An 8,215-nucleotide genomic window follows, 5' to 3' on the forward strand; every position below is an offset into this window, starting at 1 on the left:
CGGAGCGCTCAGCGCGTACGTCCGGCGACCTGCTCGTGCGCTACTTGAGCGGGTAGGACTTCGCCGCCGCTGCCGCCTCCGCCGGCCTGACCACCTTCAGGCCGCCGGGCATCCCGGCGTTCGGCTTCATGATCACGCTCTCCCGGGTGGAGGGCGCCGCCGGGTCCGAGAAGTCGTGCGACATACCGAAGTCGCTCCCGAAGTCCTTGATGGTCAGCAGCGCCTCGTCGATGCCCGCGCGGGTGAGGTCCTTCGCGGCGCACGCCTTCTTCATCGCCTCGCCGTACAGCGTCGCCGCCGTGTATCCGGCGATGACGCCGTTGTCGAGGCCGTCCTTCGGGTACTCGGCGCCGTACTCCTTGGACAGCTTGGCCGGACCGGCACCGGGGTCACCGATCGGCAGGGTGGACGCGGCCACGTAGTAGTCCTTCAGCAGGGCGGGGCCCGCCTGGGTCTTCAACAACTGGGGCGCGAAGGCGGAGTTGTTGCCGACGACCGGGACCTTGAATCCGGTGGCGGCGGCGACGCCGACCAGGGAGGCGGCCTGGCGCGGGCCCGCGCTGACCACGACGGCCTTGACACCGGCCTGCTTGAGGGCCGCGACCTGGGCGGTCATGTCGTTGTCGGTGGGTTTGATCTTCTGCTCGACGACGGTGAGCCCGGCCTCCTTCGCGGCGTACTTCGAGCCTGCCAGGGCGTTTTCGCCGTAGTCGCCCTCGAAGTAGACATGACCGACCTTGTCGCCCTTGGCGATGCGCTTCTCGGCGAGCAGGTAGTCGATGGCATTGATCGTCTCGACGTCGTACGTGGCTCCGATGACGCGGACGTACTTGCTGCCGAGCAGGTTCGCCGACCAGGCCTGCGGCAGGACGAGCCCCTTGTCCTGGCCGTCGATCCGCTGCTCGACCGCCGCGACGAACGGCGAGCCGATGAACTGGACGAAGCCCAGCACCTTCGGCTCCAGCTCCGTGTAGCCGGCGACGGCCTTCTGCGGGTCGTAGCCGTGGTCGCGGACGGTCAGCGCGATCTTCCGCCCGCAGATGCCGCCGGCCGCGTTGGTCTGCTTGACCCAGAGGTTCTGGGCCTGGGTGACACTCTTGCCGAGTGAGGCGTATACCCCCGTCATGTCGGTGAGCGCACCGAGGGTGATCATCGAGTCGGTGACGCCCTCCCCGGTCTTCACGCCCCCCTTGTCCTTCGCTCCCCCGTCGGATGTGTTCGCCTTCTCGCTGCAGCCCACGAGGGTGAGGGCGAGGGCCGCGCACACGGCCCCGAGTACACGCAGTTTCATTTCTTCTCCCCTGAGTTCTTCGAACGGGCCCGGCCGCCGGCCAGGAGCCGTGTCAGGCCGCCGGGCAGGAACAGGACGGCCGCGACCACCGCGGCGCCGTACAGATAGCGCGAGGCCTCACCCGGTGCCAGGCCGCCCGTTCCGGGGGCGGAGACCAGGGGCAGGGAGTCGCTGTAGTGGGTGAGCACCTGCGGCAGCAGCGAGACGAAGGCGGCTCCCACGACCGCCCCCGCCACGGTGCCGAGCCCGCCGATGACGATCATGGCGAGGTATTCGAGGGAGAGGACCATGCCGAAGTACTCGGGCACGGTCCGCTGGAAGACCAGCGCGAGCAGGACGCCCGCGAGTCCGGCGTACATCGAGGACAGGACGAAGACCCCGGCCCGGTAGCGGGCCACCGGCACACCCATCACGCCTGCCGCGATGCGGTGGTCCCGGATGGCGTTGAGCGCCCTGCCGGGTCGTCCGCGCAGCACACCGCGGGCGAACAGGCCGCTCAGGAGCAGCGCGGCCAGCGCCGCGTACCAGAGCTTCTCGGAGGACTGGAAGGGCACCGCAGCCACCACGACCTCGGTGTCGTCGAAGTCGAGGCCGAACAGGGAAAGGGGCGGTACGGAGCGGCCGTTGAAGCCTCCGGTGAGGGAGCCCGCGTTGAACAGCAGATGCTGGCCGATGAAGATCAGTGCGAGAGTGGCGATGCCGAGATAGGCGCCGCGCAGCCGGCCGGCGATGGGGCTGAACAGTCCGCCCGCGACTCCGGACAGGAGCACGGCGAGCACGGCGGCCAGCCAGCTGGGCAGGCCGAGCCCGGTGAGTTCGTGCCCGTTGTCCGTACTGCTCTCCCCGGCCAGGACGCAGTAGCCGTACGCGCCCACGGCGAGGAAGAAGGCGTGGCCCATGGAGAGCTGGCCGGTGGCGCCGGTGAGCAGGTTGAGTCCGATGGCGCCGATCGCGGCGGCCATCGCGAAGAGCCCCGCCTGCAGCCAGAAGCGGTCGAGGTAGAACGGGAACACGAGCAGGAGCACCGAGCCGAGCGCCCAGAGGTACGTACGGGGGTGGCGCAGCCGGGCGGCGACGGTGCCCCCCGGCGTGATGCTCCCGGTCTCCGTCGCGGCTTCGGTGGTGGTGGTGTCAGACACGGGCGAGCTCCTTCGTACCCAGGAGTCCGGCAGGACGCAGGAGCAGCACGATCACCATCACCAGGTAGGGGGCGAGGTCACCGATACCGCGGCCCAGGAAGGAGAGGTCGCTCTGGTAGCCGGTGGCGAGCGATTCGGTGACACCGACGATCAGCCCGCCGGCCAGCGCCCCGGTCGTCGAGTCGAGCCCGCCGAGGATCGCGGCGGGGAAGGCCTTCAGGGCGGCCAGCGAGGTGGCCCGTTCCAGACCGGGCGTGGGGAAGACCGTGAGGAAGAGGGCGGCGACGGCTGCGAGTGCCCCGGCCACCGCCCACGCGGCGAGCGAGACCCGGCCGAGCCTGATCCCCATCAGGGCCGCGGTCTGCGGGTTCTCGGCGGCGGCCCGCATCGACACCCCCCAGGAGGTGAAGCGGAAGGCGAGCAGGAACACGGTGATGAGCAGGGCGGCCGCGACGAAGGCCGCGACCCGGGTCTGGGCGAGGGTGACATCTCCGACGGTGATGACCCGGTCGCCCCAGGGGTCGCCGAGCGAGAGCACCTCCGTGCCCATGCGGCGGGTGAGTTCGGTGGTCAGGAGGATGTCGACGCCGATGGTGACGATGGCCAGCACGCTGTGGTCGCTGCCCCGGTAGCGGCGCATCACCAGGAATTCGACGGCTGCTCCGACGACGGCGGCGCCCGCGATGCCGACGGCGAGCGCGGGCCAGAAGCCGATGTCGTCGTGCAGCACCGCGGTGACGTAGCCGCCCGCGAGCAGCAGGGACGCGTGGGCGAAGTTGACGACCTCGGTCGCCTTGAAGATGACGACGAAGCCGAGCGCGATCAACGCGTAGACCGAGCCGATGGAGAGTCCGCCGAGGAGGAGTTCGATGAAGGTGGTCATTCCGGTGCCCCCAAGTAGGCCTGGACGACGGCCGGGTCGTTCTGGACCTCGGCAGGGGTGCCGTCGGCGATCCTGCGTCCGAAGTCGAGTACGGTCACGGCGTCCGCGAGCCGCATCACCACTCCCATGTCGTGTTCGACGAGCACGATCGAGATCCCGAGGCTCTTCCGCACCCCGGCCACGACCTCGGCGGTACGCCGCCGTTCGTCGGCGGTCATCCCGGCGACGGGCTCGTCCAGGAGAAGGACGGCCGGCTCCATGCACAGCGCGCGGCCGAGCTCGACGAGCTTCTGCTGTCCGTACGGGAGCGACCCGGCGGGTCGCTCCAACTCCTTGTCCAGACCGATGAATTCAGCGATCTCGCGAACCCGGTCGAGGTGCCGCCGGGCTTCGCGGACGGCGGACGGCAGGCGCAGTCCGCTGGAGAGGAAGCCCGCCCGGGTGAGCCGGTGCCGACCGAGCAGCAGGCTGTCGGCGACGGTGGCGTGCGGGGGCAGCGCGAGGTTCTGGAAGGTCCGGGCGACGCCGAGTGCGGCGATCCGGTGCGGGGCGAGCCCCGTCAGCTCCCTCTCCCCGAGCCGGACGCTGCCGGAGGCGGCCCGGTACACCCCGGACAGCACGTTGAAGCAGGTTGACTTTCCAGCCCCGTTGGGACCGATGACGGCATGAACGCTGCCCGGCTCCACGGTGAAGGAGACGCCGTCGAGGGCGGTGAGCCCGGCGAAGCGGACCGTGACGTCGCGGACGGCGAGTGCGGCCGGGGCGGTCACCGGCGGCGCGGTTTCGCGGGTGGCCCTCATGCGGACCACCTGCTCAGGGTGCGTACGGAACCGGCGGCCCGGTCCGCGTCCGCGGCGGCCGTCTCGTCGACGACGCCCAGGTAGCGGCGGCGCACCTCGTCGGATGCGGCGAGCTCGTCGGCCGGCCCCTCCAGGGTGACCTCGCCGACTTCCAGGACGTATGCCGTTGAGGCGAGCCGCAGGGCGATCGACGCGTTCTGCTCGACGAGCAGGACGGAGGTGCCCGCCGCGTTGATCTCCCGTACCGTCTCGGCGATCCGCGCCGCCATCAGCGGGGCGAGGCCGAGGGACGGCTCGTCGAGCAGCAGCAGCCTGGGCCGGGCCATCAGGGCCCGCCCCATGGCCAGCATCTGCTGCTCGCCGCCGGACAGCAGCCCCGCGCGCTGGTGGGCGCGGCCGGCCAGCACCGGGAACAGTTCGTGTACGCGGGTCAGGGCTCCGGCCGACTCCCTGCGGCCGCCGCGGGCCCCGAGGGCGCCGGCCCGCAGGTTGTCGGCCACCGTCATCCGGGCGAACACCTGTCGTCCCTCGGGGACCTGGACCACTCCCGCGGCCACCACCTGGGCGGGACGCAGCCCGTCCAGCCGGTGTCCGTCGAAGCGGACGGTGCCCGTGCCCGTACCGCGGTGGAAGCCGAGGGTCCGCGACACGGCCCGCAGCAGTGTGGTCTTCCCGGCCCCGTTGCCGCCCAGCACGGCGGTGATCGCGCCGGCCGGCACATCGAGGGAGACGTCGCGCAGGGAGCGTACGGGGCCGTAGCCCACGGACAGTCCGCGGATCTCCAGCGTTGGCATGCGTCCTCCTCCTTCCGCCTTGTCATCGGATCGGCCCGGCTCGTCGAGCCGGGTGGCGCCGGGGGCCGCGACCGCTGTCTCCGGCCGCGGCCGTCACCTGCGCCGTGGGGCCACAGACCAGCAGCGGGCGGGCCGCGCGTCCACGGTCCCCGGCCTAGACGCTGCGGGTGACCAGTGCGGGAGGCCGCTGCTTGTGCACGCGCACAGAGACGGGCCGCCGGCTGCCTGCTCATGTGGGGCCGATGGCATCCTCACGTCGGCGGTCCGGCGGCCGGACCGGGCGCGGGAACCGTCCGCGGCAGGCGCGCGGAGAACGGAGCGGGCATGCGGCAGCGCGGGAACGAGCGGGGGTGGGCGCTGCTCGACGCGCTGCTCGACAACGAGACCGGGCCCGGCCTCGCGGCGCTGACCGCCACGGTGCTGGGGTTGCCGGAGGCGGGTCGTTACGCCGTGGCAGTGATGGCGCCGCGAGGGTGTCCCGGCCCCGTGCGACGGACGACGGGCGCGCACGGACTCCGGTTCCTCTGGCGGCCCCGCCAGGACCGGGAGATCGCCGTGGTCGCGCTGGGCGAGGCGGATCCGGCGGCCGCCGCCGCGCATCTGACGGACCGGGTTCCCGGCCCCGGTGGCGTCAGCCCGGCCGTGGAGGGTCTGGCGGACCTGGGCAGGGCCCGTCGGCTGGCCGATGCGGCGCTGCTGACGTGCGGACCCGGCAGGGCGGACTTCGTCTGCCTCGACGGCCGGATCCCGGCGGCCCTGGTGGCCGGTCAGCCCACGGTGTCGGCCCATCTGGCCACGGATGTCTTCGGTCCCCTGCTGGCCCGCGAACCGGCGGATCGCGCGCTGCTGGTGTCGACGCTGGACGCGTGGCTGGAGTGCGGGGGGTCGGCCGGGCGGGCGGCGGTACGGCTGTGCTGCCACCGGAACACCGTGCTGAACCGGTTGCGGCGGCTGGAGGAACTGACGTCCCGCTCGCTGTCGCGCCCGCGGGAGCTGGTGGAGGTGGTGCTGGCGCTGGACGCGGTGCGGGTACTGCCGGGGGGCGGGGCGGTGTGAGGCGTCGCCACACCGGGGCTCCGCCCCGCACCCCGCGCGCCCTCAAAACGCCGGCGGGGCCGGATTCCCCGCCCCGGCGAGGCTGAGGATGAGCCCCTCCGGCGGGAGACCAAGCCCCTCCGGCGATTGAGGAGCGGGGTGCGGGGGCGGAAGCCCCCGGGCCCGCAGCCGCACCCGCCCCCGTCAGGTCAGCGCAGGAAGTCCCGGGCGATGGACTCCGCCGCCTGTTCCAGCAGCGGCCCCGCCTGGGCCATGCACACCGCCGGATCCGGCTCCAGCGCGGTGAGCGCGTACGCGCGGCGGATTCCGGCCCGCCCGAGCACCTCCGGCGCCAGCGCGAGGCTGCCGCAGAGCGCCACGACCTCGATGCCCGCCGCGCGGGCAGCCGCGGCGACCCCGGCCGGGGCCTTGCCGTGCAGGGTCTGCTCGTCGAGCGAGCCCTCACCGGTGATCACCAGCGTGGCCCGGGCCAGCGCCGGCGCGAAGCCGAGCACGTCGAGCATCACGTCGATCCCGGGCCGGAACCGTGCGCCGAGGGCGACCAGCGCCCCGTAGCCGATCCCGCCCGCAGCCCCGGCCCCGGGCAGTTCCGCATGGCCGGGCCCCAGCACGGACGCGTAGTGGGCGAGCGCCGCGTCGAGAACCGCGATGTCCTCCTCGGTCGCGCCCTTCTGCCGCCCGTACACCTCCGGCGCGCCCTTCGGCCCGGTCAGCGGGTTGTCCACATCGCTCGCGAGGATCAGATCGATCCCGGCGAGCCGCGGGTCGAGCCCGGAGAGATCAGCCGAGGCGAGATCGGCGAGCCCGCCGCCGCCCGGGCCCACGGGCTTGCCGTCCGCGTCCAGGAACCGTGCGCCGAGCGCGGACAGCATGCCCGCCCCGCCGTCCGTGGTCGCACTGCCGCCGACCCCGAACACAATGGTCCGAGCGCCCGCTTCGAGCGCGGCGAGCAACAGTTCGCCGGAGCCGTAGGTGGTCGCGGTGAGCGGCGCGAACACGCCCTCGGGCAGGTGCTGGAGGCCGGAGGCCTCGGCCATCTCCACCACGGCCGTGGTGTCGCGCAGGGCGTACGCCGCGGCCACCGGTTCCCCCAGCGGCCCGGTCACGCGCGCCGCACGACGCTCGAACCCGGCGGCCACCGCGGCCGCCACCGTGCCGTCTCCGCCGTCCGCCACGGGCAGGGTGTCGACCTGCACCTCGGGGGCGATGCGCCGCAGCCCGGCCGTCACCCGCTCCGCGACCTGTACGGCCGTGAGCGAGCCCTTGAACTTGTCCGCCGCGACGAGCACGCGTGCGGTCTTCATCACTGCTCCGTCCGTCACCTTGATTCCCTTTGCTTTCGAACAGGCAGTCGCGCCGCCCCGACCCTATCCGGACCACCCCCTCCCTGCCCATGGGTGTCCGTGCCCTGGACCTGCGCCCGCGCCCTACTACGCTGCTCGTGTGACCACCCAGGAGTACGACGCATACATCGCCGGTCTTCCGAAGGTGCTGGCGGGCGCGGCCTGCATCTTCCGCGACGCGCAGGGCCGGGTACTGCTCGTCGAACCGAACTACCGGGACGACTGGGCGCTGCCCGGCGGCACGATCGAGTCGGCCGACGGCGAGACGCCCCGGCAGGGGGCCAGGCGCGAGTCGGCCGAGGAGATCGGGCTCGATCTGGCGCCGGGCCGGCTGCTCGCGGTCGACTGGGCCCGCGGCACCACCCGGCCGCCGATCGTCGCGTATGTGTACGACGGCGGCGTCCTGGACGAGCAGCAGCTGAAGGCGGTGCGCGTCCAGGAGGAGGAGCTGCTGTCCTGGAAGCTGGTCGACCGGACGGAGCTCGGCCGCTATCTGGCCGAAAGGCTTGAGCGGCGGGTGCGCGCGGCGCTGGACGTCCTGGATTCGGGCGCGGGCACGGCGGAACTGGAGGACGGCATCCCGGTCAGCTGACGGGACGAGCCCCGAGCCCCGTTCCGGCCCCGGCTTTTCGCACCGCCCGCCCGCCCGGCTCCGGGCAGGCTCCGGAGCGGGACGGGAATGATCACCGTGGGACTGTACCGGGGGCCGCAGCGCACTCGAACACGCGCGCTCCCGGCCGCCGCGTGCGGTAATGTTGACGGCTGCGAAGGGGAGTAGCCCTGCAAACCGGTCGTCGACACACTGGAGCCCCCGGGTTCCCGGTGGCCGGGTCCGTGGATGGTCACGGGCGGGCGAGACCTTCGGTCAGGTATGACACGCCCACATCCTGTGGGCGCAGCCGTCATGCC

At 72.8% G+C, this 8,215-nt stretch carries 8 protein-coding genes; 2 read left to right on the top strand and 6 right to left on the bottom strand.

What is annotated here, in order from left to right; all coding sequences use genetic code 11:
* Positions 1-40: 40 nt before the first annotated feature.
* From ACFVW8_RS37245 to ACFVW8_RS37265, 5 genes are read right to left on the bottom strand one after another with little or no spacing between them, the layout of a single operon-like run.
* Positions 41-1,291 (bottom strand): ABC transporter substrate-binding protein, encoded by a 1,251-nt coding sequence (locus ACFVW8_RS37245; protein ID WP_389698142.1) that lies wholly within the window; start codon positions 1,289-1,291, stop codon positions 41-43.
* Positions 1,288-2,430 (bottom strand): branched-chain amino acid ABC transporter permease, encoded by a 1,143-nt coding sequence (locus tag ACFVW8_RS37250; RefSeq protein WP_389698144.1) that lies wholly within the window; start codon positions 2,428-2,430, stop codon positions 1,288-1,290. The genes ACFVW8_RS37245 and ACFVW8_RS37250 overlap by 4 nt, the downstream gene beginning before the upstream one ends.
* Positions 2,423-3,313, bottom strand: coding sequence for a branched-chain amino acid ABC transporter permease (locus tag ACFVW8_RS37255; RefSeq protein ID WP_389698146.1), 891 nt, complete (start codon positions 3,311-3,313; stop codon positions 2,423-2,425). The genes ACFVW8_RS37250 and ACFVW8_RS37255 overlap by 8 nt, the downstream gene beginning before the upstream one ends.
* Entirely contained in the window at positions 3,310-4,113 is an 804-nt protein-coding gene (locus tag ACFVW8_RS37260; protein WP_389698148.1) for an ABC transporter ATP-binding protein, read from the bottom strand. The genes ACFVW8_RS37255 and ACFVW8_RS37260 overlap by 4 nt, the downstream gene beginning before the upstream one ends.
* Positions 4,110-4,907 carry an ABC transporter ATP-binding protein gene (locus tag ACFVW8_RS37265; protein WP_389698150.1) on the bottom strand — a complete coding sequence of 266 codons (798 nt, stop codon included), beginning with the start codon at positions 4,905-4,907 and terminating at the stop codon, positions 4,110-4,112. Before ACFVW8_RS37265 ends, ACFVW8_RS37260 begins: the two co-directional genes overlap by 4 nt.
* Before the next feature lie 324 nt (positions 4,908-5,231).
* On the opposite strand from ACFVW8_RS37265, the gene ACFVW8_RS37270 reads away from it, so the two are divergent.
* Positions 5,232-5,963: a PucR family transcriptional regulator gene (locus tag ACFVW8_RS37270; RefSeq protein ID WP_389698152.1), complete on the top strand. Its 732-nt coding sequence runs from the start codon at positions 5,232-5,234 to the stop codon at positions 5,961-5,963.
* 188 nt (positions 5,964-6,151) lie between these two features.
* Here ACFVW8_RS37270 and ACFVW8_RS37275 read toward each other — a convergent pair whose 3' ends face one another.
* Positions 6,152-7,267, bottom strand: coding sequence for a glycerate kinase (locus ACFVW8_RS37275; RefSeq protein WP_389698154.1), 1,116 nt, complete (start codon positions 7,265-7,267; stop codon positions 6,152-6,154).
* A 139-nt stretch (positions 7,268-7,406) separates the two neighbouring features.
* On the opposite strand from ACFVW8_RS37275, the gene ACFVW8_RS37280 reads away from it, so the two are divergent.
* Positions 7,407-7,898 carry an NUDIX domain-containing protein gene (locus ACFVW8_RS37280; RefSeq protein WP_389698156.1) on the top strand — a complete coding sequence of 164 codons (492 nt, stop codon included), beginning with the start codon at positions 7,407-7,409 and terminating at the stop codon, positions 7,896-7,898.
* Positions 7,899-8,215 lie beyond the last annotated feature (317 nt).

Origin of the sequence: Streptomyces sp. NPDC058221 (genome assembly GCF_042882365.1) — a bacterium.
In the GTDB taxonomy this organism is placed as follows: Bacteria; Actinomycetota; Actinomycetes; order Streptomycetales; family Streptomycetaceae; genus Streptomyces.

Bases quoted from the DNA above. Each gene is read 5' to 3' on its own strand.
- ACFVW8_RS37245 (WP_389698142.1), bottom strand. From the start codon at position 1,291: ATGAAACTGCGTGTACTCGGGGCCGTGTGCGCGGCCCTCGCCCTCACC.
- ACFVW8_RS37260 (WP_389698148.1), bottom strand. From the start codon at position 4,113: ATGAGGGCCACCCGCGAAACCGCGCCGCCGGTGACCGCCCCGGCCGCA.
- ACFVW8_RS37255 (WP_389698146.1), bottom strand. From the start codon at position 3,313: ATGACCACCTTCATCGAACTCCTCCTCGGCGGACTCTCCATCGGCTCG.
- ACFVW8_RS37275 (WP_389698154.1), bottom strand. From the start codon at position 7,267: ATGAAGACCGCACGCGTGCTCGTCGCGGCGGACAAGTTCAAGGGCTCG.
- ACFVW8_RS37270 (WP_389698152.1), top strand. From the start codon at position 5,232: ATGCGGCAGCGCGGGAACGAGCGGGGGTGGGCGCTGCTCGACGCGCTG.
- ACFVW8_RS37265 (WP_389698150.1), bottom strand. From the start codon at position 4,907: ATGCCAACGCTGGAGATCCGCGGACTGTCCGTGGGCTACGGCCCCGTA.